Origin of the sequence: Xanthocytophaga flava (genome assembly GCF_030068545.1) — a bacterium.
Lineage (GTDB): Bacteria > Bacteroidota > Bacteroidia > Cytophagales > 172606-1 > Xanthocytophaga > Xanthocytophaga flava.
On the sequence record NZ_JASJOR010000012.1, the window covers coordinates 36,335 to 62,383 of the forward strand.

20 protein-coding genes are annotated in these 26,049 nt (G+C 37.5%); 7 read left to right on the top strand and 13 right to left on the bottom strand.

Going from position 1 to position 26,049, the window contains the following annotated elements; all coding sequences use genetic code 11:
* Positions 1-123: 123 nt before the first annotated feature.
* From QNI15_RS18025 to QNI15_RS18085, 13 genes are all read right to left on the bottom strand, one after another.
* Positions 124-861 carry an isoprenyl transferase gene (locus tag QNI15_RS18025; protein ID WP_313997301.1) on the bottom strand — a complete coding sequence of 246 codons (738 nt, stop codon included), beginning with the start codon at positions 859-861 and terminating at the stop codon, positions 124-126.
* Between the two features lie 232 nt (positions 862-1,093).
* Entirely contained in the window at positions 1,094-1,834 is a 741-nt protein-coding gene (gene porG / locus QNI15_RS18030) for a type IX secretion system protein PorG (protein ID WP_313997303.1), read from the bottom strand.
* Positions 1,835-2,031: 197 nt separating this feature from the next.
* Complete coding sequence (locus tag QNI15_RS18035) at positions 2,032-2,958, bottom strand: DUF6089 family protein (RefSeq protein ID WP_313997305.1); 927 nt, start codon at positions 2,956-2,958, stop codon at positions 2,032-2,034.
* 163 nt (positions 2,959-3,121) lie between these two features.
* A complete protein-coding gene (locus tag QNI15_RS18040) occupies positions 3,122-3,997 on the bottom strand; it encodes an NAD kinase (RefSeq protein ID WP_313982774.1) in 876 nt (291 codons plus the stop codon).
* Between the two features lie 148 nt (positions 3,998-4,145).
* Positions 4,146-4,802, bottom strand: coding sequence for a CBS domain-containing protein (locus QNI15_RS18045; RefSeq protein ID WP_314032873.1), 657 nt, complete (start codon positions 4,800-4,802; stop codon positions 4,146-4,148).
* Positions 4,803-5,054: 252 nt separating this feature from the next.
* Positions 5,055-5,834 carry an alpha/beta fold hydrolase gene (locus tag QNI15_RS18050; RefSeq protein WP_313997309.1) on the bottom strand — a complete coding sequence of 260 codons (780 nt, stop codon included), beginning with the start codon at positions 5,832-5,834 and terminating at the stop codon, positions 5,055-5,057.
* A 139-nt stretch (positions 5,835-5,973) separates the two neighbouring features.
* Complete coding sequence (locus QNI15_RS18055) at positions 5,974-6,543, bottom strand: anthranilate synthase component II (protein WP_313997311.1); 570 nt, start codon at positions 6,541-6,543, stop codon at positions 5,974-5,976.
* A gap of 570 nt (positions 6,544-7,113) precedes the next feature.
* The gene (locus QNI15_RS18060; RefSeq protein ID WP_313997313.1) at positions 7,114-8,457 is read right to left on the bottom strand and encodes an FAD-dependent oxidoreductase; all 1,344 of its coding nucleotides are present in this window, start codon (positions 8,455-8,457) and stop codon (positions 7,114-7,116) included.
* A 64-nt stretch (positions 8,458-8,521) separates the two neighbouring features.
* Positions 8,522-9,817, bottom strand: coding sequence for a kynureninase (gene kynU / locus QNI15_RS18065; protein ID WP_314032874.1), 1,296 nt, complete (start codon positions 9,815-9,817; stop codon positions 8,522-8,524).
* Positions 9,818-9,832: 15 nt separating this feature from the next.
* A complete protein-coding gene (locus QNI15_RS18070; RefSeq protein WP_313982784.1) occupies positions 9,833-10,378 on the bottom strand; it encodes a prolyl hydroxylase family protein in 546 nt (181 codons plus the stop codon).
* A gap of 48 nt (positions 10,379-10,426) precedes the next feature.
* Positions 10,427-10,942: a 3-hydroxyanthranilate 3,4-dioxygenase gene (locus QNI15_RS18075; RefSeq protein WP_313997317.1), complete on the bottom strand. Its 516-nt coding sequence runs from the start codon at positions 10,940-10,942 to the stop codon at positions 10,427-10,429.
* 146 nt (positions 10,943-11,088) lie between these two features.
* On the bottom strand, positions 11,089-11,574 hold the full coding sequence (locus QNI15_RS18080; RefSeq protein ID WP_313997319.1) for a hypothetical protein: 486 nt from the start codon (positions 11,572-11,574) through the stop codon (positions 11,089-11,091).
* 183 nt (positions 11,575-11,757) lie between these two features.
* Entirely contained in the window at positions 11,758-12,288 is a 531-nt protein-coding gene (locus QNI15_RS18085; RefSeq protein WP_313997321.1) for an RNA methyltransferase, read from the bottom strand.
* A 119-nt stretch (positions 12,289-12,407) separates the two neighbouring features.
* Between QNI15_RS18085 and mutS the strand changes: the two genes are divergently transcribed.
* The 7 genes from mutS (at position 12,408) to QNI15_RS18120 (ending at position 26,004) form a co-directional block, all read left to right on the top strand.
* Entirely contained in the window at positions 12,408-15,008 is a 2,601-nt protein-coding gene (mutS, locus tag QNI15_RS18090) for a DNA mismatch repair protein MutS (protein WP_313997323.1), read from the top strand.
* A gap of 307 nt (positions 15,009-15,315) precedes the next feature.
* Complete coding sequence (locus tag QNI15_RS18095) at positions 15,316-18,597, top strand: AsmA-like C-terminal region-containing protein (protein ID WP_314032876.1); 3,282 nt, start codon at positions 15,316-15,318, stop codon at positions 18,595-18,597.
* Positions 18,598-18,739: 142 nt separating this feature from the next.
* Positions 18,740-20,935, top strand: coding sequence for a S9 family peptidase (locus QNI15_RS18100; RefSeq protein ID WP_314032877.1), 2,196 nt, complete (start codon positions 18,740-18,742; stop codon positions 20,933-20,935).
* A 161-nt stretch (positions 20,936-21,096) separates the two neighbouring features.
* Positions 21,097-22,029 carry a glycosyltransferase family 2 protein gene (locus QNI15_RS18105; protein WP_313997329.1) on the top strand — a complete coding sequence of 311 codons (933 nt, stop codon included), beginning with the start codon at positions 21,097-21,099 and terminating at the stop codon, positions 22,027-22,029.
* A 128-nt stretch (positions 22,030-22,157) separates the two neighbouring features.
* Positions 22,158-23,639, top strand: coding sequence for a nicotinate phosphoribosyltransferase (locus QNI15_RS18110; RefSeq protein WP_314032879.1), 1,482 nt, complete (start codon positions 22,158-22,160; stop codon positions 23,637-23,639).
* Between the two features lie 26 nt (positions 23,640-23,665).
* Positions 23,666-24,580 (top strand): ribose-phosphate diphosphokinase, encoded by a 915-nt coding sequence (locus QNI15_RS18115; RefSeq protein ID WP_313982799.1) that lies wholly within the window; start codon positions 23,666-23,668, stop codon positions 24,578-24,580.
* 56 nt (positions 24,581-24,636) lie between these two features.
* Positions 24,637-26,004: an XAC2610-related protein gene (locus QNI15_RS18120; protein WP_314032881.1), complete on the top strand. Its 1,368-nt coding sequence runs from the start codon at positions 24,637-24,639 to the stop codon at positions 26,002-26,004.
* Positions 26,005-26,049 lie beyond the last annotated feature (45 nt).

Genomic DNA, 26,049 nt, shown 5'->3' on the forward strand with positions numbered 1-26,049 from the left:
TGGCTCGTTCGGTCTGTTGCGAGGTGTATTATGTATAAATATGAGTATGTTGAGTATTTAAAGGTCAGCTCGAATTAATTTTGGTTATGTCTGTTTTAGGGACAGTAACTATATATAAGTCAATCAAGCATTGACTTGCTCGCTGATCTTTCCAAAACGACGCTCTCTTTGCTGATATGCTAATATTGCTTCATACAGATGTTCTCTTCTGAAATCTGGCCAGAGAGTATCACAAATGAATATTTCTGTATAGGCAATCTGCCATAAAAGAAAGTTACTGATACGCATTTCTCCACTGGTACGAATGAGTAACTCAGGATCAGGTATATTTTTGGTGGTTAGGTGCTGGCTAATTACTTGGTCTGTAATTTCATTAACAGATAATTCTCCAGAGGCAACTTTGGTTGAAATTTGCTTGATTGCCTCTGTGATCTCCCAGCGACCACTATAACTTAGTGCTAAAACTAAAGAGAGACCTGTATTTTTACTGGTGATCTCAATAGCCTCAGCTAATTCTTTTTGACAATTTTTGGGTAAATTCTGAATGTCTCCAATGGCAAGTAAACGCACATTGTTTTTCATCAGCGTTTCTGTTTCAGACCTTATCGTGGAAACTAACAACTCCATTAAGGCATTCACTTCAGCTTGAGGACGAGACCAGTTTTCTGTTGAGAATGCATATAAGGTAAGGTACTTAATACCTAGCTCGGCACAGGCTTCTGTTGTATCCCGCACGGCTTTGACAGCATTTCTATGCCCAAATACACGCATTGCCCCTTGCTTTTTGGCCCATCGCCCATTGCCATCCATAATAACTGCAATGTGAAGGGGTAATTTTTCTGTATTAATTTTCTCTTTCACAAATAATTGAAGCTGTGATCCACAAAAACCAGAAATGAACGTTCTGGCTACAATTTGCTAAATCTGAATTGAATGAATGACGCAATTTACTAAAATCTACTGATATACCGGTTTTTTTAAGATTTTTTAACAAATCTTACAATACGTCTCAGAAATAGTTTGTCTATAAGAATAGGGAAGGTAGAAACTGTGGATATGTTATTTGTGCATAAGACTGAATGTCAGAAGAGAATTAATAGAATTCAGGACATTGAATTTTGTAGAATGTGTAAGATATAGAGATACCTGTATAAAGGTACATATCTTTATTTTTAGGATTACCGTTTTGAGTAGGATTCGTAATATCTGTACCACTTAAATTATCCAGATAATCTGTAAATGTCTTTCTGGCGCCGAATTCAACATTTAGATTCCAGTTTTTATATAAAACATATTTCAATCCTACTCCAAACGGGATACTAATTCCTGATAAAGAGTATGTGGGCTTTTTATTTTCGGCAGGGTCAAAATGAAAAAGAGCCAGACCCCCAAATAAATAAGGCGATAAAGGCATACGTTTTATATTGCTGCGATAATCCAGGAAATTATATTCCATAGTAACGGATAATTCCTGCATAGAACTAGTAAAACTTCTCTTTCTTGCCTGTGCCAGTGGATCATTGTTGCGTTTTTCATCGGAGCCGGAAATACTACCAGCCATTACTGCATATTTGAAGCTTACAGCTTTTCCTGGTGTATGACGTAAAAACAATTGACCTCCTAGTTTCGAATATCTTGGATCAATATTGGGTAATATATCTCCTTTATATAGCATAGCACCTGCACCGCCACCTACTTCAATATGTTGAGCTTGAACTTTGATACTGGAAATAAGCAAAACTGCGTATATACTAACCGCTATTTTATACAATTGAGAGTTAATAGAATGTATTGAGTGAAAATGAGCCAACGCTTTACTAAGTTTTGTGATCAATGAACTATAAGCAAGTTGTTGTGTGTAACCAATTCTGGTCCAACAGATATGCTTCTTTTTGTAAGTTACAACGACAAATCTATTAATAAATTTTAAGAGCCTATATTTTATTTCTGTTTATGTAAAGTTATAGTATAGACTATAAAACAAAAGAGGCCCCTTTTAGGCCTCTTTTGTTTTATAGATTATGTTAATTCTTATCTAAATTTAGGACATCTTACTCCTTTCACAAGAATGTAGTTAATATGGAAACCTGTGATCAAATACCAATCTTTTTCTTTTGGACTGCCACGTTTGTCTCCTGCTGCATATCCTTGTACTGCTTGATATTGTATATTTCCACTCTCAAACGGTAATATACTATAACCTACTCTATCCAACACTCCAATAGTATTCCCATCTCCTCCTAGTTGACGATCAATTCCGTCTGCTGATTTTGGGTCTGCGGAACGGCTCGCCATTTTGCGGGCAAGATCGCTTTTCAATGTTGCTGGATCTGCATAATTGCCACTCACATCATCCAGGTAATCTGTAAATAAATAGCGATAACCAATTTCAAAAGATACATCCCAACGTGTGGAAGCTTTATAACGAAAACCTACTCCAAATGGAATGGCTATCTGGAACAATGAATAGGATTTTCCTTCCGTTTGTAAAGGTTGTAATGCTACCCAGTTTCCAGGATTGCCTGGTTCCTGAGCTTTCGGATTGTAATAGAACCCTGCTACACCACCAAATAAGTATGGTACAAATTCTGGTCTGCGAAGATAGCTTTGACGGTTTTCAACTAAGTCCAGCATACCCACAACTGAAAGTTCATAGATGCTGGTTCTGAAGGAGTTATTCCGTAAATAACGGAAAATGGCATTTTTATCTGTAGGCTTTTGAGATTCATAATCATCTCCCCGAAGACGACCATAATTGAATGCAAACCGGGTGCTGAACCGAGGTGTCATGCGATGTATGGCATGAATACCAATATTATAACGGGTAAACTTAAGATCTGTACTGGTAAAGTTCTCCGCAGGAGTAATATCTCCAAAATAGTTCATTGCATTGATGCTGCCCCCAATACTCCAGTATTGTTTGCTTTTTGTAAATCGCTGGGCGTGTAATTTGCTCACAGTGAGTGTGCTAATGAACAAACATAGGAGTAAAAGTCTTCTAAACATAGATCGTTCTATTATATGATAATGCCTTGTATGAGGCAAAGGCATTGATTATCAATATACCTGAATTTCAAAGCGCAATTTATAAATATAATTCTTTAAAAATTCAAATAAAACGTTAATTTCTTACGTCGTACCCCCAATTCAATTTATTACGCAAAGTATAGAGGAAATTTTCATGATTCATTTTTACCAAACGTGCTTTAAAGTTCTCTTTACGTACTGCCAGCTGAACGGTAGAGTCTACTGCACGGGAGCGAGAATCCAGTGAAACCAAATAATATCTGCTTCTGCCTTCAATCTCAAATGAGATTACACTAGAGTCAGAAACCACCAGTGGACGCACATTTAGGTTATGAGGACTTACTGGTGTGATAATCAGGTTACTAGATTGTGGTAAAACAACCGGGCCCCCACAACTTAAGGAATAGGCTGTAGAACCTGTAGGGGTGGAGACAATAAGGCCATCTGCCCAATACGAATTTAAATATTCTCCATCAATGAATGTATGTACGGTAATCATGGATGAAGTGTCTCGTCGTGTTATGGTAAATTCATTGAGACCAAATGGCAAACCCTCAAAGAGATCTCTGTCTGATTCCAGATGAATCATTGTTCGATCATCAAATGTATAATGACCATTAAATAGATTATCAAGAGCATTTCCTGCTTTCTCAGGTGCTGTAGTTGCTAAAAAGCCTAAACGACCTGTATTGATACCAAGTATAGGTATTTGTCTTGAGCCAATATGAGTAATAGCTTCCAGTAATGTACCATCTCCTCCAATACTGAAAAAAAAATCGGCGTCCATGATCTGACTTCGGCTGCTGTATATAGCCGTTTCTTTCTTCTGGATACCCATTTTTTGTAAAAAAAGCTCAAATGGTTCAGATAACTGTATTTCAACACCACGGTCTGTCAGTTCATCAAAAAGTTCCTGAATATATGGCTTGGTTTCTTCTTTAAAGTTTCTTCCGTGGATGACAATCTTCATTTGTCTGAATTTCGGTTTATTGCTTATCCTGCTGGTTATACACTTTAATGGATAAACAAATAAAAATTACTGGGGATATTTAATAGTATAAATGTTGCTCAGGATACTAAATGAAACAAACTTTTGATATTGTCAGTACTGAAAAAGATTAGATGCTAAGATATTTTAGCAACATATCAAGACGTTCTTTGTCTTCATCATGCCCACTTTCATGTTGATATTTGGCGATTACATCATACTCAAAGCGCTCAAATGTTGCAATAATACGCGTAATATCCATCCGGTTAATCTTGATGGTTAGCTGTATCTTAGACTTATCATAAGGATAGGTATTTACATAGCTACTTACAATTTTTGCATCATTAGATTCTACTAACCTGCTAATCTCAGTTAGAGAGTAATCCCGTTCTTCCATCAGAAGCACAAGGGTACTTCCCGGACTTTGTTCCTGTGACTGTGCAAAAAAAGCAAGAGTTTCATCTACTACAATAGTGCCTACGTAACTTTGATCTGTATCTACAATAGCTATAACTTGTAAATGATTCTGCTTTGCTGTTTTTAATACATCCAGATAGGGCTCATGACGAAATGAATATACTTCCTGGGCTTCCAGAGGAACTTCTGCCAGGCTTGCTGCGGGTTGCTCTACTAATATAGATTGACTTACTAATCCTAAGTATTCACCATCATTTACTACAGGCAATTGAAACAAATGAAGCTCCTGCATCCAATCCAACGCAAATGTTGTAGAGTCTGTAGGTTTTAAAAGGGGAATCATTCGGTTGAGAAACTCTTCGGCTATCATAGTTTTAGGCGTAATATCTATCGGATAAGCGAGCATGATCAAAGAATTAATCTTTAACAATCTTAACTAAATAATTACTTGATTTCCTGTTGTTTATCACTTATAAAATTCATTCGTAATATTTACTGGATTTGTTAATAAAAACATATCCAAATACTGTATGTAACCAGATTGCAGTGCTGCTTATCTTACTTGTTAATATATAGAATTATGTCTCAAAAACCTTGCCGCAGGTATATGATTTTCAACTTGTCAGTGAAGTACCTTCTCAATATTTTTTTCAACAGCTAGCCATTCTGTAAGTATTTTGTTAAATAGATAAGGTTGCTCCATCATAGGTGCATGACAGCACTTATCAATAAAACGTAATTCAGAGTTAGGCATTAATCTGTTAAACTCGTGTGCTACATGTGGAGGTGTAATAGTGTCATTCAAACCCCACACTAATAAAGTAGGAACGGTGATCTTTGGTATTTCTTCGGCCATGTTGTGACGTTGTGCTGACTTGGCAATCGCCACAATATTCATACATTTAGATATGCTGTTGGTTATCTCAAATACTTCGTCGACTAGCTCTTTTGTGGCTGTATTTGGATCATAGAAAGTATATCCAACTCTTTCTCTGATATAATCATAACTTCCTCTCTTGGGAAAAGAACCTCCCATAGAGTTTTCAAATAATCCTGAACTACCTGTTAATACAAGTCGTTTCACATTATGGGGGTTATTCAATGTATATACCAATCCTATATGTCCTCCCAATGAATTCCCTAATAAGGTTAGGTCATGCAAATCTTTATGGGCAATAAATCCTTCAATGAATTCTGATAACCCATCAACACTAGCTTCTTTATAGGGCATTTCATAAATAGGCATTAGAGGAATAACCACCCGATAATTGGATGAAAATCCCTTAATTACTCCTTCCCAGTTACTTAAAGCTCCAAAAAGACCATGTAATAATAGCAGTACTTCTCCCTGGCCTTCGTCAATATACTGGTATCCTGCTGATTCTTTAATGGTAAAATTCATAAGTCAGTTGTTAACAGTTCGTTAATTCTATCGTGTATGAATGACAAATTGAGTATATGAAAATAGTTGCAGATAAACAAAAACTTTGCGCAATTTGCCTTTCAATGTTTGGCGCAAAATAGCGCAAATGGACAATATTTCAATAATTTCGGACAAAGTTTACCCAATTATTTATCATTTGCAACCCATATTCGGTAAGTGCTGCTTCCGGATGAAATTGTATGCCTCTGATAGGCAGTGATTTGTGTTTAAATGCCATAGGTTCATTCAGTTCTGTCCATGCCAACAATTCCAATGCCTCAGGTAAATCTGATAGAATTAAAGAGTGATATCTTACAACAGATAAATAGTCAGGTAATCCTGCAAATAATTTGTCTTCAGAAATACATTGTATATACGAAAGTTTTCCATGCATGGGTTGTTCCGCTCTGACTAATTTTGCCCCAAAGTATTGTCCCAATGCCTGATGGCCTAGACAAATTCCTAAAATTGGTTTTTTGTGTATATAATAATCTATAACCTGAAGGAGATTACCTGCTTTTAGAGGGGTCTCAGGACCAGGCGACAAAACTATACCTTCATAATCGTGTTGAATAATCTCCTCTAACGATACATTATTTCGTACAATATGATATTCAGCTCTACATTGCAACAGGTAATCTGCAAGGTTATAGGTAAAGGAATCAAAGTTATCTAACAGGAGAAACATACATGAAAATTAATGACACTTCATCCATAAGGGATTGGATGGATTACGTAAAGGTTTTGTTGGCTGTGGTTGCAGATTTGTGTATACTATTTAATTCTTTGTTAACAAATCAGTTTTAGTGGATAGTTCATTTATCTATAAATCTGGTAGTTGAGCTTTTAAAAATGTTGTGAGATTTATAGATGTGCGGCATTATTATTGATGGGAACTTATTAAGAAGTACAACACTCAAATTTATTCTAGGATATTACTATTATGCTTCTATTATATATAATGGATGTAATAAATTGAGTATAAGATGGTTGTTTCTTTCTGTAGCAATAATGAGACATATATTACTACATCCTGGTAAAGTCCAATATTTGCTACTCTATTGAATTTTTTTCTGAAATAAAAGTTTTTTCCTGCATAATGGTTACTTTCCGGATGATTATCTTACAAATAATATAGATTTAAAATTACAGTAACAGAAATGTTATGCAGGCAACATACATTTGCAAAAAGTAAGTTTTCTTCATATACTTTTGTTTGGTTAGGGGAATGGGTTGTTCGTTTCGGACAACCTATTTTTTATTCTGTCCCCAACCACGATTGATAGTCAATGGTTTGCCACTTGTCCTCAATTCCCTCAATTTCCATAATTTTATTCAGAATAGCATCATGTTGCTTTCCTACTTCCAATGCATCAGCATATGGGATAGTAGTAAAGGATATCATAGTATATAAGGGTATCCACTGATCTGGAAAAAGCTGGTTAAGATGAGCGTCAATTTTTTTACGAAGTAGAAAACGAGGATCTGCTACTTTGTCGCGCATCTCTACAAAATTTTGTAGAGCTAATTCCGCAATAGCATCTGAGTTTGGTTTACGTGATTTCTCATAGGCTGATAAAATTGTATTCCAGTCATTATCATATTGATCTATAATCTCATCCAATACAACACAATCTTCGAAACCGCAATTCATTCCCTGTCCGAAAAAAGGAACTATGGCATGTGCTGCATCTCCAATCAGAGCAACTTTGTCTTTGTAAGTCCATGGGAAACAACGAACAGTTAGTAATGCAGATGTGGGATTGCTGAAAAATTCTTCAACAAGATCCGGCATGAGAGGAAGTATGTCCGGAAACGTTTCTTCAAAGAAATGTAGCAGTTGTTCTTTTGTTTGAAGCTGTTCAAAAGATGGATTGCCTGTCCATGGAAAGAATAATGTACATGTAAATGTTTTATCAGGATTAGGCAATGCAATAAGCATAAAATGTCCACGAGGCCAGATGTGAAGTGCATTTGGCTCTATTGCCCAGTTGCCATCAGCAGTAGGTGGAATGGTTAACTCTTTATACCCATGTTCAATATAATCCTGTGAGTAGTCAAACAATGGTCTTTTCATCATCGCTGATCGTACAGCGGAAAAAGCTCCGTCCGATCCAAATATCAAGTCAGGCTGAAGAGTAGATTTTTCCTCTGATTCTGCTTTATTTGGTGTAATACGGGTTATTTCCAATGTATTTTTTTGCAAGTCGATGGAGGTACATTTGTGTTCAAATATAAGCTGTACTCCATGCTTTTCTGCTTCATTCATTAAAGTTTGATTGAGTAGGCTTCGAGAAATGGCGTAAATACATTGATTATCTTTTCCATAAGGTTGAAAGGCAAGGTTTCCTTTAGTATCATGTATCATCCTACCATACATAGGTATGGCAAATTCTTTCACCTGTTCTTCAACACCTACGGCTCGCATGGCTTGCCAGCCTCTTTCACTCATAGCCAGGTTAATACTACGTCCATCTTCCCAGTTCTTAATTCGCAAGTCGGGGCGTTTTTCTATTAATTGTACCTGATGTCCTTTTCTGGCCAATAAGCTTGCCAATAAAGAGCCTACTAAGCCAGCTCCCAGTATGGTGATATTTTTCAATGATTTGATTTTTAATTAGATAAATAATAGAACTGATTGGAATGCATAGTATTTGACCAATCACTTATATAGTAGTTATTTCCCGTACACACCTACTTAAAATTTCGCCACACTGATAAATGTCTTCGAAACTATTATATAATGGTACAGGGGATAAACGAATAACATTTGGTTCTCTCCAGTCTCCAATCACTCCAGCTTCTGTAATCTTATCAAAAATGCCTTTGCCATTTTTGGTAGTTAGCATTGATAGCTGACAACCTCGTTCTTCTGGATTAGATGGCGTAATGATATGTAATGTTTGATTGAGTATAGGATCGTTCTGAATAAGAAATTCCAGATAGCCTGTTAACAGAATACTTTTTTGTCTTAAATTTTCTAGACCTGCTTCCTGAAAGATATCTAATGAAGCACGATGAACAGCCATCAGTAAGATAGGTGCATTGGCTAATTGCCAGCCATCAGCCCCATGTTGAGGAATAAATCCTTTTTTCATTTGAAATCTGGTGGCTTCGTCATATCCCCACCATCCTGCCAGCCGGGGTAATTCAGGATTGTTGGCATGTCGTTCGTGTACAAAGGCTCCAGAAACTCCACCAGGGCTGGAGTTGAGGTATTTATAGCTGCACCATACCGCGAAGTCGGCTCCCCAGTCATGTAAATGCAGTGAGACGTTGCCAATAGCATGTGCGAGATCAAATCCTACATAGGCTCCAGCTTCATGTGCTGTTTTAGAGATAGCCTGCATGTCAAAGACTTGTCCAGTGTAATAGTTTACGCCACCAAATAAAACCAATGCGGGTTTGTTTTCAGGATTGGTTATAGCTTGAATGATATCTTCAGTACGGAGGGTATGTTCGCCTTCTCTTGGTTTAATTTCTATAATAGCATCTGATGGATCGAAGCCATGAAAACGCACCTGAGACTCTACTGCATACTGATCAGATGGAAATGCTCCTGCTTCCATAATAATGCGATATCTGTCTGAAGTAGGCTGATAAAAAGATATCATCATCAGATGTAGATTCGTAGTCAGGTTATTCATGGCTACGACTTCATGCGATAATGCACCTGTCAGATTACTCAATAAAGGGCGAAATTGTTTATGGTAGGTAAGCCAGGGTTGTTTGCCTAGAAAATGTCCTTCTACAGCAAGGGTCTGCCAATGAAGCATTTCCTGTTCAACCGTATCCCGGGCTGCTTTGGGTTGTAACCCAAGAGAGTTACCACATAAATAAATAGCTTTCTTATCGTGTATAAGAGGGATATGGAAATGGTTGCGAAATTGTCTTAATGGATCTGAGGTGTCCATTTTTTGAGCAAACTCAAGACTATTTTCATATGTGATACTGGATATCATAGAGAAAGGGTGATTTTATATTCTTTTGTACATGACATCCGAACGTAATACATATTTGATACCTGATGTCACTGGTGAGCCTTCATGTTTTTGCTCATGGATAAAGCATAAAGCTTTCCCTTTAACTGGTAAAATAGATATATTGTCAAATGCGGTTTCTCCTCCGGTAAAATTATCGTTCAGATAAATCATAAATGTGATACGACTTTCTTCCTGAGCATTTCTGTGAAAACGTCCATCGATATGTCGTTTGAAACGTTGGTCATTTTCATAACGATAAAAACGAAATTGCTCATTCAAGCCTATTGCCTGAGAATCTTCTATCTGCTCAGGGACATAATTCTTTATCTTTTCCCAGAGTTGTTGAGCCAAAGTCTCATCTGTGTATATAAGCCGATAATTGTTTCGGAGAGACTTCATCATCTGTGATCCTGATGATAAGCTTACTTGTGCTTCCTCATATCCCGTTTTTTCGCTGAGTGCTATCAAATCATCACACTCCTGAGCAGATAAAAAATTGTTAATTGTCCAGATTGATGAAGTATGTGCTGTAACCTGCATAGGAATTTAAAATAGATAGCTGAAAGATATCTTTTATAACAACAGATACTAACTGGGTTTCTCCATAAATGTTCCACATTGTTTACAAGTACGCAACTCTGAAGATGCCCAGAATCGGTCCATTATTACGGGCAGTTGTCCAACAATGTCACTGACAGGAGTATATTCTTCGTAAAGTTTGTGTCCACAATTTTCACAGAACCAAAGAAATCCATCCAGTTCTTCTGGTTTGCGGTAGCGTTCCACTACTAAGCCAATAGAGCCAGCTGTCCGGCGGGGTGAATGAGGTACATGTGGTGGCAGCAAAAACATATCACCAGCCTTTAAAGGAATATCTACCACCTGATCATTTTCAACAATCTTTAAAGTAATTTCTCCTTCCAGTTGATAAAAAAGCTCTTCACCGGCATCATCATGAAAGTCTTTGCGGGAGTTGGGACCTCCAACAACCATTACAATAAAGTCTTCGTTGGCTTTATATACTTGTTGATTACCTACTGGGGGCTTTAAAAGGTGGCGATTTTCGTCAATCCATTTTTGAAGGTTGAAGGGACGTTGTATCATATCTGTATAGCAAAAGATAAAAATTGGAGATGCTATTGGCTTTACAAAACTAATAGCATTTTAACTAAATTGGTTCAGGTAAGAATAATCACTTACCCTATACAAAGTCCAAAGCTCGCACCTGCGAGCTTTGGACTTTGTACTTATTAAGCCGTTTTTGTTGTATCTGTTGATGGCTTCGTATTCTTTGGTGGAGTTGTTTTTGCAGGAGTTGTTGGTTTAGCCTTCGTAACTGCTACCGGAGCTGGTTTATCTTTGGCTGGAGTAGCTGGCTTTTCTGTTTTTACCTCTTTTGCAACAGGCGCTACAGTTGCAGGTTTCTCTGCTTTTACAGTTGGAGCTGGTGTTTTCACAGCAGGTGTACTGGCAACTGTTTCTTTTTTAGGTTCTGCTTTGACGGCAGCTTTTTGGGCAGCTTTAATAGATTTTTTAATTTTAGCTTCTGCCGCCTTTTCTGCTTTCTTAACTTTCTTTGCTCCTTTGCTAACCTTCTTTGCTATCTTAACTGCACTTTTCTCAATAGACTTTTTAATATCTTTGGCTACTTTAGGGTGGATTTCCGCTACAACTTCCTGAATTTTATCTAGAATTTTTGCTGCGATGTCTTTTTTACCAGCTTTCTTGGATTTCATAAGGATATGCTTTAAATGAAGAATGACTTTGCTGTTTTACTAAATGTACCGAAGCAAATCTATTGATTAGGACTTTGTTAAGCAAATGATATTAATCAACTAATGTGCTTAATTTATGTAATTTTTATCTTCATTGGTATATTATTTCTTCTATTTGATCTTATAACTTGCTGTCAAGTAGTGTTAGGATAACAACTGACGAGAACACTCCCATAGCACAATACCAACACTGACAGAGATATTTAATGAATGTTTGGTACCGAATTGCGGAATTTCAACACTGACATCTGCCAATGGAAGTAATTTCTCGTCTACCCCAAAGACTTCATTTCCAAAAACAAAGCAATACTTTTTATCAGAGGAAATCGTAAAGTGATTTAGATTTATACTTCCTTCGGTTTGTTCCAGTATTACAATAAGATAGCCTTCATCTCTTAATCTTTTCACTGCTTCTTCACTGGTTTCAGAATACTCCCATGCAATAGATTCGGTTGCCCCTAATGCAGTTTTTGCAATTTCCCGGTTAGGAGGAGTAGCAGTGATTCCGCATAACATGATCTTTTCAACTGCAAAAGCATCTGCAGTCCGAAAGGCTGAGCCTACATTGTGAGCACTACGAACATTGTCAAGAAGGAGGATGAAGGGATTTTTTTTTGTATTTTTGAAGGCTTCAACCGAAGGTCGGTTAAGCTCATCCATTGAAAGCTTACGCATACAAGTAAAGAATAATTAGACTGCAAGTTTCTGTTTAATATTTCAAGCATACAAATGGAACGATAAAAATTACGTACAGCATTTGCTGTTCCTGCACTTGTAATCACTATACCTATAATATGAAGACAGAAGAAACACCTCTGATGAAGCAATATAACCAGTTTAAGGTAAAATATCCGGGAGCATTGCTATTATTCAGAGTGGGGGATTTTTATGAGACATTTGGCGATGATGCCATTAAAACAAGTAAGATTTTAGATATTGTTCTTACAAAAAGATCGAATGGCGCAGCTTCGGAAGTACCACTGGCTGGATTTCCTCATCATGCCTTGGAAGGTTATCTGGCAAAACTGGTACGGGCAGGACAGCGGGTAGCTATCTGTGATCAGTTAGAGGATCCAAAATATGCCAAGGGGCTCGTAAAACGTGGTGTAACGGAGTTGGTAACTCCTGGTGTAGCTTTTAGCGATAATGTGCTGGATACAAAACGCAACAACTATCTATCCGCAGTTTACTTTGCTAAAGATGCAGTTGGTGTAGCTTTTCTGGATGCTTCAACCGGAGAGTTCTTTACCACTCAGGGGGATCTGAATTACATCGAAAAATTACTACAAGGATTCTTACCTGCTGAGATTCTTTATTGTAAGCCACAGAAGAACCAGTTTTTTGAGGCATTCGGAGATAAATATATTACCTATGCGCTGGAGGATTGGGTATTTACACATGATCATGGATATAATACACTGACACAACATTTCAAGACAACCTCACTGAAAGGATTTGGAATTGAGAATCTTTCAGAAGGGATTGTTGCGGCAGGAAGTGTACTTCATTATCTGGCAGAAGCAGAACATAAAAATCTTAAACACATTGCCCATATAGCCCGTCTGGATGAAGAACGATATGTATGGCTTGATAAGTTTACAATCCGGAATCTGGAACTTGTACATCCACAGCAGGAGGGAGGAGTACCCTTAATTCAGGTATTAGACCAGACGGTTACTCCTATGGGGAGCCGGTTAATGCGTAAATGGCTGGTATTACCTTTGAAAGAAAAGAAACTGATAGAAGAACGTCTGGAAGTAGTGAGTGAATTTGTACAGAATGAAGACTTACAGGAAGAGATATTGAAACATATGAAAGCAGTAGGTGATATCGAACGGCTTATTTCCCGTGTAGCTGTTCGCAGGGCAAATCCACGCGATCTATGTCAGTTAAAGAAATCTCTTACTCAGATTAGCCCTATTAAGGATTGGCTAGCTAACAGCGAACTACCTCAGCTAAAACGTTTGGCTGACAGGCTGCATCCTTGTTTGCCATTGGTAGAACGACTTGAAAAAGAATTGCGTGAAGATGCTCCTGCTGTTACGAATCAGGGTGGGATGTTAAAAGAAGGTGTAAATGCCGAATTGGATGAATTACACAAGTTAGCCTTCTCAGGAAAAGATTACCTGTTGCAGATTCAGCAACGGGAAATTGCAGCTACAGGTATTACTTCACTGAAAGTATCCTATAATAAAGTGTTTGGCTATTATCTGGAGGTAAGTAATGCCCATAAGCATAAAGTGCCAAACACTTGGTTGCGTAAACAAACACTTGTCAATGCAGAACGCTACATAACAGAAGAACTCAAAGTATATGAAGAGAAGATTCTGAATGCAGAAGACCAGATTTTTCAGATTGAGCAACAATTGTTCAATGAACTGGTATTGGCTGCCAGTGAGTATACTGCTCAGATCCAACAAAATGCATTTGGATTAGCTATGCTGGATTGTTTACTTTCGTTTGCACGTGTAGCTGTAAAGAACCGTTATGTACGACCACAGATACGTGATAATAAAGAAGTAAATATCAAAGAAGGACGTCATCCTGTTATTGAGCAGCAACTACCCTTAGGAGAAAGTTATGTACCTAACAGCATACTGCTTAATGACGAAACACAACAAATTATTGTAATTACCGGTCCTAATATGGCTGGTAAGTCTGCTTTACTACGTCAGACTGCCTTGATTGTATTAATGGCTCAGATGGGAAGTTTTGTTCCTGCAGAAGAAGCAACTATTGGCCTTGTAGACAAAGTATTTACACGGGTTGGGGCTTCTGATAATTTGTCTCGTGGTGAATCTACGTTTATGGTAGAAATGACAGAAACAGCCAGTATTCTGAATAACCTTAGTGAAAGAAGTTTGGTATTGATGGATGAGATTGGACGAGGTACAAGTACATATGATGGTATATCCATTGCGTGGTCTATTGTAGAGTATTTGCATAACCATCCTAAGTATAAGGCTAAAACGCTGTTTGCAACCCATTATCATGAACTCAACCAACTGGCTGAGGATTTTCCACGTATAAGAAATTACAACGTATCCGTAAAAGAGGTTGGGAATAAAGTAGTCTTCCTGCGTAAATTGAAAGAAGGAGGTAGTGAACACAGCTTTGGTATTCATGTAGCTCAGATGGCGGGTATGCCTCAAAATGTAGTGTTACGGGCTAATGAAATCATGCATCATCTGGAGACAGACAAAATTCGTCAACAGGCTGAAGAGCGTGTTCGGGAAGTACCTAAAAATAATGTCCAGTTTACTTTATTTGAAGCTGATCCTACATTACAACGAGTAGCAGATACATTGGAAAAGGTGGATGTAAATACACTGACACCTATTGAAGCATTGCTTAAACTCAATGAATTAAAGAGTATATTGAATAAAAAGAATTAATCTTTTCCCATTGGTAATAAATAAAAAGGATTATCTCTCAATTGATATTTATCATGTATTGTGAGATGATCCTTTTTTATGTTTATTAGTCAAATTACCTATCTTTCGTTATTGGGATTAATCAGAAGATAGGAGAGTGATTTGTATCTTTATGTATAAGTAATACGTTATAAATATCAACAGATTCTGTATGTACGTGTTTCTATAGTATGAATAAAGGACACTAAATACTGAATGTAAAATGTATGTTTCATCTTTATTGAATGATATTGCTTCCTGAAGCGGATACTCTATCACAGGAATCTTTATGACAGTTGCCAAAGGTTTTCGGATATTTTTTTACTGTCTGTTAATTCTGACAACTCTCCTTGCTGTTCTATTATGGACATTACCTCGCTTTTATGAAGAAAGAGCTGCTTCCTATTTAAGGAAACAATTTGCTTTGTATTCGGATCTGCGTCTGCAACACTTCACTACTCGTATTTCATTATTTTCTCACTTTCCGCATGTGACTTTTACTTTTGAACAATTATCTGTTGTTGATACAACATTTTCTGTTCCATTACAGGTACTGGGAGTTAAGCAGGCAAAATTTACAGTTAATCTACAGGATATTAAGAGGGATACAGTTCCCCTCCGGAATATTCAACTAAAAGGAATCCGTTTTTATCAGGAGATTGATTCAGTAGGACATAAAACGGGATTTCGTTTCAAAAAGCGTAAAACCTCCGGATCAGTTATTGCCACTCCCGCTCGATTTGAATTTCCTCAAATTGAGATCTCAGATGTGCAAGTGCGCACACTGAATAAATATAAGCAAAGTGCATTCTCTGTTCTTGTTAAAAATGCCTCTTTATCTGCAAGTTATGCAGGTGATAGTCTCTTAGTAAAAGGCACACTTCAGGGAGAATCAGAATATATAAAGAATCAGAGTATAACACTTTTTCAGGGATGGCCATTTACAGCTACAGCTCACTATGTATACAATGTAAAACAAAAAAAAGGTACTCTATATGAGAGTGCTATACAGGTACATCAGGATACAATCTCGATAATGGGGACTCATAAGCGCAGTAAACAAGGGGTTTTACTCGCTATAGATTTGCAGGGCCAGCTAGGATTAACAGAATTATTGAATGAAGCGTTACCTGGTAAACTTAAACATTATCTTGCTCAGGTATCCAGCAACAGCAAGGTGAAATTTCACTACTCCATTACCGGAAAAAGTAGCCCTACTTTACGTCCGCATACACATTTAGCTTTTGTGGTTACAGATGGAAATATAGCATGGTCAAAAAGCCTTGTTAAGCTGAAACATATAGATCTGAGAGGTGAACTTGATAATGGAAAAGATCAAACACCTCGTACCAGCTATATTCGAATTTCTTCATTTCGTTGTCAAACGGATTCTAATACACTAGATGGTAATTTACAGGTAACAAATTTTGACTATCCATCTATCAAATTAGCAGTACAGGGACACCTTGCTATTCCTGTACTGGCTACAATTGCTGATATACCCAATCCATCTTCTTACCAAGGTAGTATTAGAGGTAATATGGCTCTGGAAGGACCTCTTCATTCTCCAATAGCTGGTTATTTTTCAAAAAAACTTAAATGGAATGGTACTTTGACGATCCAAAATGGTTCTTGGGTTGGACATAATACTTTTCAGGCAACTCATGTAAATGCTGATATGCAGTTTGCCAATAATTTATTACAAATACAGAACTTGCACGGTCGTATTAATAATCAGCCTGTTTCAGTTTCTGGAACAATACAAAATCTTTTAGCATACATAGTTGGGTTTCATCCTGTTGTTAATGTAGTGGCCATAGTAAATGCCAAACAAGTTAATACAGAATGGTTTCAAGGATTATTTGTTGCGTCATCTTTGGCCTTACCCCATAAAAAGAAAACTCTTGTACATACTGCTCATTCGTCTATCACTAACCTGATACAACATACAACTCTGCTTCCTCCATTTATTCAGACAGATATAAAGGTTCAGTGTAATGAATTGTTAGTCGGAAATGATACCATACATAATCTTAACTCACATTTACAAAGTACAAAAACTGCTTTAAACTTCACTCATCTGGCAGGTAGTTGGAAGAAAGGAAAGTTTGAGGGAGAGCTTTATTTACCGAATGATTTAAACAAGCTTAACCAAAGCAACTTAAAAGGAATTATTCAAATTGATGAACTTGATTTGAAAAGTGCAATTGGACAAAGATTATCAAATAAGAAAAACTTTCTTTCTTCTTTACCTTATAATCCTTCTGCAAATAAAGAACTATCACCTTATTTACAGGCATTGATTCAAGGGGCAGATATAGGGGTAACTCTGTCTGTTAGCCAATTACGATTACCAGGAGAGGAGAATATTCAAAAGCTTACGATGCAGATTCAAAAGAACAATGAGCATGTGAATATATCAGACCTAAAATTCGAGACGACTTTGAATGGAAAAGCATCTGGAAGTGGACGATTTCGTTTACTATCACAACCAACAAACTCAATTCAGATTTTAGATCCTCTTTTTTCTCTTAAGTTAACATATAACTACCTGAACCTTGAAAAGTTGATGAAACAGATTGCTGCAATTGGACATTTACTACCACGCCGCATTTCTGGTAAGGCTGAGAAGAATATATCTTCGGTAAAACCTCATTCCAACTATCAACCATGGGTTATATTTCCAACAAACTATCAGGTGGACCTTGAAGTAGAATCTGACAGACTGCACTATTATCAGTTGAATGGATATGAGTTAGCTTTTAAAACACGTATATACCGAACTCATGCCATTGTTGATGATTTTGGAATTAAGGCATTTGATGGGAAAATAGCCTTACAGGGAACTATTAACTGGAGTAACAGAGTCAAAGAAGTGCCTGTGCATTTGCGGGCAAAGCTGCAACGGATAAATCTGTATAGTTTATTTAAGGCTGCAGATGAATTAAATCTAGATTTGCTTCATAGTCATAATATACGGGGAGATGTTGATTGTAATTTGTCTGTCCATACCAAATTGGATAATTCGTTTGCTCCCCGTTTGTCTCAAACTACTCTCTATTCCAGTGCTTTGATTCGCAATATGGAATTAATCAATGTAGAGCCTCTTCAACAGGCTTTGCGTTTTGTGAAAAAGAAAAAAACAGAGCATATGTACTTTAATGATGTCCATGCACATTTTCTTTTTAGCAAAGATAAATTCTTTACTCCCGGAGTAAAGCTGGATAATAATATATCTGAATTTAAACTAAGTGGCTCTTATACTATGAACGGACCCGCAGACCTGTATCTGGACCTGAATATTTTTGAAGTTTTGTTTGGTAACAATAAGAAACGTATTGAACGTATTCAGCAAGATGCAGATACCTTAATGACACCTAAAAAGCAGCATTTGCTGGTATATCGTCAAGCTAATGGAGTCAGGACAAATTCATATAAAGTAAAGTTCTTTTCTCGCAAGGAGCGAAACTCGATAGATAAAATGCTCAATCATCATTTTAGAGAGCAGTTGCTTGAATGGAAAATTGATACTGTGTTTAGTGTAATGCAGAAAATTAACCTGCAGAAATAAACGTAAACATAGAGGCGTTTGCAAGAGATATTCAAACTTCCATAAATTAGCCCTTCCCATTTCATCATCTTGTTATTATAGGTTTATTCGTAATTTACGCACCAGTATACTTTTCATCAACTTTCAACTTTTATTGCTGTATATGATTCTTTTTCGAAGAAGTGTAGGTTTGTTTCTATTTCTTTTTTTCTCAGTTATTCAAATTCAGGGGCAGGTAGGACAGTCGCTGCAATGGTCTAAAGATGGGAATGGCTATTATGATTATGAAGATTCACAGATAAGTTTAACCAATCTGGCTACAGGTGGACAAACTGTATTGGTAACTAAAGAACAATTGGTTCCAACAGGTATGACTGTACCACTTGCTGTAAAAAGCTTCACATTATCAGAAGACGGGCAGAAAGCTTTGATTTTTACCAATACAAAACGTGTATGGCGTTATGAAACACGTGGTGATTATTGGATCATAGACTTAAAATCAAAGCAACTCACTCAGATTGGAAAAGATCGTCCTCAGTCTTCTTTAATGTTTGCCAAGTTTGCTCCTGATGGAACTAAAGTTGCCTATGTAAGTGAACACAATGTATATGTAGAAGATATTGCTACAGGAAAGAGTTCCGCTCTGACATCTACTAATGGGACTCGTAAACTGATTAATGGAACATTTGACTGGGTGTATGAAGAAGAATTTGGTTGTAGAGATGGGTTTCGCTGGAGTCCGGACGGGCAACGAATTGCCTTCTGGCAGATTGATGCCAATACAATCCGGGATTATTACATGCTTAACACAACGGATTCTATTTATTCGCAGGTGATCCCTGTGGAATATCCTAAGGTTGGTGAGATGCCATCTGCCTGCCGGATTGGTGTGGTAGAGGTTACTTCTGGTAAGACTACATGGATGGTAGTTCCTGGTGATTCCAGACAACATTATATTCCACGCATGGAATGGGCTGGTGCTTCTGAAGTTATCTTACAACAGTTAAATCGTAAGCAGAATGCCAGTAAACTGATATACTGTAATGTACAAACAGGAACTGCTTCTACGATTTATACAGAGACAGATGAGGCTTGGATTGATATAAAATCTCGCTGGAATGATGATGATCCTAGTGGCTGGGAATGGATTAATAGTGGAAAAGAATTTATATGGGTAAGTGAGAAAGACGGCTGGAGACATATATATCGAATATCCAGAGATGGTAAAAAAGAATCTTTGATCACTGCTGGTAACTATGATGTGATTCAAATAAAACAGATTGATGAAAAAACTGGTGTGATTTACTTTATGGCCTCTCCTAAGAATGCCACTCAGCAATACTTGTACAAAGTAACTATTACAGGTAAAGGGCAAGCGCAACAGGTATCGCCAGCTATCGAAGAGGGAACTCATGAATATGAAATCTCTCCCAATGGGAAATATGCATTCCATCAGTTTTCAAACTATTATACTCGTCCTGCCCAGGAATGGATTTCTTTACCAACTCACAAGCCTTTAGACGCTTCTGCGGATATTACCAAAAAAATTTCTGCTGATGCAAAAAAAACTTCTAATATTGAATTTATCAAAGTCACTACAGAAGAAGGTGTAGAGCTGGATGGATGGATGGTAAAACCAGCAAACTTTGATGCCAGCAAAAAATATCCTATTGTTTTTCATGTATATGGTGAACCTGCATCTCAAACAGTTACTGATGTTTGGGGGCGTCAGCGAAACTTTTTATATGGAGGCAATATGTCTAATGATGGGTATATCTATATCTCTTTTGATAACAGAGGAACACCTGCCCCTAAAGGACGTCAGTGGCGTAAAGCTATTTATCGACAAATTGGTCGTATAAATATTAAGGATCAGGCTATGGCTGCCAAGAAAATTCTCCAGTTGCCTTATGTTGATCCTGCACGTGTAGCTGTCTGGGGATGGAGTGGCGGAGGATCATCTACCTTAAACCTTTTGTTTCAATATCCTGAAATATTTAAAACGGGTATTGCTGTTGCGGCTGTTGCTAATCAGCTTTCCTATGATAATATTTACCAGGAACGCTATATGGGACTTCCACAAGAAAATCAGGATGATTTTATAAAAGGATCTCCTATCTTTTATGCTAAAAATCTTCAGGGAAATCTTCTGTATATACATGGTACAGGTGATGACAATGTTCATTATCAAAATGCGGAATTGCTGATCAATGAGTTGATCAAACATAATAAACAGTTTCAAGTTATGCCTTATCCGAATCGTACACATGGCATTTATGAAGGAGAAGGAACTGGAAGACACTTAGTTACTTTATACACTCAGTTTTTACAAAAAAATTGCCCCGGAGGAGGTAAATAGAAACGAGTTTTCTAAACTGGAGTTATGATTTAGGGAATAATTTTAATCCCTACAAATTTGCTGGTCAACTGCTAAAGCCCCGAAAATATTTTCGGGGCTTTGTTTATTCAGTGGCAATCCCCACTTTTACAGCAATTTTTGTAAAACAGTCTTACCTATATATGAATATCAGCTTTGTTATTCCTGCCTATAACTGCCAGGATACGATAGTCGAAACCGTTGAATCTATTTTTGATCAGAACTTTGAAGAAGGAGATGAGATTCTTATTGTAGATGATCTTTCTACTGACTCTACAGTTCGAGTATTAAAAGAACTTGCAACAAAATATCCTTCCATACGATTGTTTTTCCATCAGGTAAATAAAGGGACAGCTGCAGCTGGTCGCAATACTGCCATCGAACAAGCAAAGCATGAACTTATATTTTGTGTAGATGCCGACAATGTTTTGGTTCCAGGAAGTGTGTCTAAACTTAAAAAGTACATGCTGGATAATCAGGCAGATGCTGCTGCTTTTGGAGAAATCCATTTTTTCAAGGATGGAGAAGATGGAAGTAAAAAGCTGGTATATAAAACAGTGTTTAAGTCTGGCGTATATAAACTGGCAGATGCATTAAGTGTAAATTACTTTATTGGCCAGAGTGGTAACTATTTATATACAAAACAAAGTTGGCTTAAAGCTGGTCGTTATTTTGAACCTACATTAATTAATCAAACCCTTGATTCCTGGACTTTTACCATACGTCAGCTGGGGGTAGGATGCAAACTGGTAAAACTGGCTGATACACATTATCTGCATCGTCGTACAGGGTCTTCCCACTGGAATCGTGAAATAAAAAAAGGAAGTGTTTCGTTGGCTGCTCTGACTGGCATTATGCCATTTCTGAATCAGATTACGGATGAAGATGTAGATTATATATTTGGAAAAGAAACTCGGTATACATGGTTTGACGATCTGGAGAAAAGACCTATTCATTTGAAATCAGGTGAGACAGGAACAGGTGCGTTGAAAATTGTGAGTGTGAATGAACATGTAAAAAAATACCCTCTCTGGAAACGTATCATAGGAGCTGTACTCCGGGAAATCAAAGCATAGCAATAAACAAGATAATACAAGTGATAAAAATTATTTGCTGCTTTATTTGGAAAATAAAACCAAATGAAATTATCTTAGCGTAATATTTACACTAACAAGTGATTTAATCACCAATTTAATTCTGCCACGTGAATAAACATCTGCAATTATATGGTCAGTCGTTAAGTTTACTTACAGACTTATATCAACTTACAATGGCTTATGGATACTGGAAATCAGGAACAGCCGAGAAAGAATCTGTATTCAATCTGTTTTTTCGCAAAAATCCATTTGGTGGCGGTTATACGGTAGCTGCAGGTTTGGAGCAAGCCATTGATTTTATTGAGAACTTTCGTTTTTCCGAAGAAGATACAGCCTATTTAAGAACGCTGACAGGCAGTGATGGACAGCCTTTGTTTGAGGCTGCTTTTTTAGATTATCTACAAGAGTTACGATTCACTGGTGAAGTAGATGCTATTCCTGAAGGCACAGTAGTATTTCCTCAGGAGCCACTCCTACGTGTACGTGGACCAATTTTGCAATGCCAGATTCTGGAAACGCCTTTATTGAATCTGATCAATTTTCAATCCCTGATAGCAACCAAGGCTGCTCGTATCAAACAGGTAACTAAAGGTGAACCCGTACTGGAATTTGGTTTACGAAGAGCTCAGGGGATGGATGGTGGAGTGACTGCAAGCCGGGCTGCTTATATAGGCGGGGCTGATGCTACTTCCAATGTACTAGCAGGTCGTTTGTTTGGTATTCCTGTAAAAGGAACTCATGCACATAGCTGGGTTATGTCATTTGACTCTGAAGAAGAAGCATTTGAGACCTATGCAGAAGTATTACCCAATAACTGTATTTTCCTGGTAGATACATTTGACACCTTAGAAGGTGTTAAGAAAGCCATTGAAACAGGTAAAAAACTGGAAGCAAAAGGCTATAAATTAGGAGGGATACGGCTCGATTCTGGTGACTTGGCTTATTTTAGTATTGAAGCCCGTAAGTTGTTGGATACTGCCGGATTCAAAGATGCGGCTATTGTTGCCAGCAATGATCTGGATGAAAATATCATTCAGAGTTTGAAAGATCAGGGAGCTACTATTAATGTCTGGGGAGTAGGGACCAAACTGGTAACAGCGTATGATCAGCCAGCCCTAGGGGGAGTGTATAAGCTGGCAGCGATGAGAAATGATAAAGATGATGAATGGGAATATAAAATCAAGTTATCTGAGCAAACCATAAAGATTTCTACTCCCGGTATCCAGCAGGTGAGACGTTATCGGAATGCCAATGGTTTTATAGCGGATATGATTTATAACACAGAAGGTTTCCAGAAGAAAGAGGAAGAAATCATGATTGACCCTATGGATTATACCAAGAGGCGTAAACTGGATAACGCGACTCCTCATGAAGATCTGCTGGTACCTGTATTTCGGGAAGGAAAACTTGTATATAATCTTCCCGAGATACAGGATGTAAAGAAACGTGTAGAAGATCAACTAAGCGGATTCCATGAAAGTATCAGACGTTTTGTAAACCCTCACTTATATCCTGTAGGATTGGAAAAAGGTTTGTATGATTTCAAAACAGATCTGATTCTGAAATTGCGGAAATTTAACGGAAAGTAAAAAATTAAACAGGCTACCCGATACACGTGAATAAGATCATCTTTAGTACTCAGGCATATCAGTATTTACAGAAAGAACTATGTCATACCACCGGTTTTGAGTGTGGTGAGGTGGAAGTAAAGAATTTTCCGGATGGAGAACGATATCAGCGCATTCTTACCAGTGTGGATTGCCGGGAGGTTGTGCTGATTGGTGGTACTATTTCTGATGCAGATACACTGGAACTTTTTGATCTGGCTTATTCACTTGTATCTATGGGAGCAGAGTCATTATTGCTAATGATTCCTTATTTTGGGTACGCTACCATGGAACGATCTGTTAAGAAAGGTGAGGTAGTGACTGCCAAGACAAGAGCTTTTTTACTATCCAAGATTCCTGCAAGTTCGATGGGGAATCGGGTGTTTCTTCTGGATCTTCATACCGAAGGAGTACCGTATTATTTCGAAGGAAAAACAAGGCCTGTGCATCTGTATGCAAAGCCTACTATAATGGAAGCTTGTCGGGAAATTGCCGGAAACGATTTTGTACTGGCATCTACAGATGCAGGTAGAGCCAAGTGGGTAGAGTCTCTGGCTAACGATATGAATGTGAATGGAGCATTTGTGTTTAAGAGACGGATTAGTGGAGATGAAACACAAATTACCTCTATTAGCGCGGATGTAAGAGATAAGTATGTAATCATCTATGATGATATGATTCGGACAGGTGGTTCTTTAATTAATGCGGCCAGAGCATATAAAGAAGCAGGAGCTACTAAAATTGCTGCGGTAACTACACATGGACTTTTTAGCAAAGATGGTTTAGAAAAAATTAAAGCAAGTGGTTTGTTCGAATGTGTTGTAAGTACCGATAGCCATCCGAATGCAGTTCGACTACAGGGGGACTTCCTTCGGGTTAAGTCTATTGCATCGTTATTCAGGCAAGAGATAGAAAAACATTAACTATAGTGATGAAGACTTTGTGAAGATAGTATTGTATAATCAGCTATATCAGTTCCTTGAAAAGATACATAATAACATATCTTATTCTGTTATTCTGGACTTCTGTTCTACTGACAGCACAGGTTCCAAAAGCAGGAATCTATGAGATAAAGCCTTCCTATCCATTTCCCTATCCGATTCCCCAGTATAGTGGTGAGAGTTATCATACGAACACAAAAGCTGAACCTTATCTGGATGAAAAACTACAGATAAAGTATACAGTTGTGTCTGTGGATACCTCTGCTAAAACTGTAAAGTTTCTGTTCCTGGCTAAAAATCCAGAGCTTTATAACGGAACTGTATATGGTTATGCACCCAAACTTGAAGCGCATGCAGGACAATACCAAACTGTAATGGACACAACTGTATGGGGAGGTGATCTAAGCAGTGGATATGATTTTAGAAGTATTCAGATGTATGCTGGCTATTACTTTCGGATCTATCCTGAACAATTTTTTCTTGCAGGGACTCCTAAAGTGCTGACAGATAGTTTACATATGGATAAAACTGTTTTTCCGGTTATTACTACCCGTTATCAAACAGTGATTTATCCTATGAGCCCTTTTTTTTTAGGAAATGCCAGGCCTTATATTGATATCCAAAAAATCAATGTAGACAGTATCTCACTCTATCAGAATCCAGATGTAGCTAGTCGAAAAATGAACTCGATATATGGAGGAGAATATGTAGCAGTATTGCAGGAAGCAACTAACTGGTATGAGGTTGAGCAGGTTTCTGTAAATGCTACGATTACACATGGATGGCTTTCGAAAGAAGAATTACAATCTGGCGTTTGGATTAAACAACAACAGCATACAGATGCGTATTCATTTGATGTTGCATGGAGTGATACAACTGAAAACGATTTAGAATCTGCCGTAGCACAAGCTATTCGTGTAAGATCAATAAAAACAGATACTACTTTACAAATTATAGATCGATTAGGGGCTACACCTACTAGTCCTGTCAATAATTGTATACAGGTGCAGGACTGTAATTTTGATGGGTATCCGGATATTCATATTATGATGTTTCTACCTGCAGGGCCGAATATCCCTCACAATATTTATGTATACAATCCGAAAACCAAATTGTTTGAGTTTGATCTGACTCTTTCTGAAATTACCAGTCCGGAGTTTAATACAAAAACGAAAACTATTCATAGCTCCTGGAGGGGAAGTTGTTGTGATCATGGACGTGATACCTATCGGTATATCAATGGTAAACTGATCCTGGTTGCTCGTTATCAGGAAGACTGTACACATACAAAAGAAGATGGAACCGAATATTGTTATATTATAGACGGAAAGCTGATAAAAGGAAAGTGGATTGAAAAAAAGAAAAAGAAGCTAGTAAGTGAAGTTTATCCTGAAGAAAAGAAATAAATGCGGGAGTATAGAGTAGTCTATTCTTTCGTAGTACAACATACT